The organism is Kocuria gwangalliensis (assembly GCF_039544365.1).
Lineage (GTDB): Bacteria > Actinomycetota > Actinomycetes > Actinomycetales > Micrococcaceae > Kocuria > Kocuria gwangalliensis.
In genome coordinates this window covers 1-630 of record NZ_BAABLN010000043.1, presented here as the reverse complement: position 1 = coordinate 630, position 630 = coordinate 1, and the positions used below count along the sequence as shown (strand labels likewise).

Here is a 630-nt window from a genome sequence, read left to right as displayed (position 1 = left end):
ATCCTGCTGGACCGGTTGGGGAACCTGGACGGGGTGGTCATCACCGCCGATGCGCTGCACACGATCGCGGCCCAGGCCACCGCGATCGTGGCCCGCGGCGGGCACTACTTGTTCACCGTCAAAACCAACCAGTCCGGTCTGCGCAACCGGATCGGCTCCCAGGGCTGGTCCCACCGCACCCCCGGCTATCTGCTGCGCGAGAAAGCCCATGGGCGCACCAGCACCTGGGAAGCCACCGTGGCCTTGGCCCCGGCCCGGATCGATTTTCCCCACGCCGCCCAGACCATCCGCCTGCTGCGCGGCCGGGCCGAGCACGGCAGCGGGGAGAAGACCGGTGAACAGGTCTTCGCTATCACCTCCTTGCCGCCACACCTGGCCGGGGCCCGGGAACTGGCGAAACTGCTACGCGGACACTGGGCCATCGAGAACCGGTTGCACTGGGTCCGCGACACCGCCTACCGCGAGGACGCCTCCCAGGTCCGTACTGGCCATGGACCCCACGTGATGGCAAGCATCCGAAACCTCGCCCTCAACATCGTGCGCCTGGCCGGACACACCAACATCACCGCCACCCTGCGCGCACTAGACCACCACCCCGAAATCGTCCGCCAACTCACCGGACTTTGAAAT

At 67.5% G+C, this 630-nt stretch carries 1 protein-coding gene; it reads left to right on the top strand.

Translation table 11 applies throughout. From position 1 onward, the window contains the following. Window positions 1-627: ISAs1 family transposase (locus tag ABEA06_RS13480; protein WP_345311825.1), on the top strand; the 627-nt coding region annotated here is incomplete at its 5' end. Window positions 628-630: the final 3 nt, after the last annotated feature.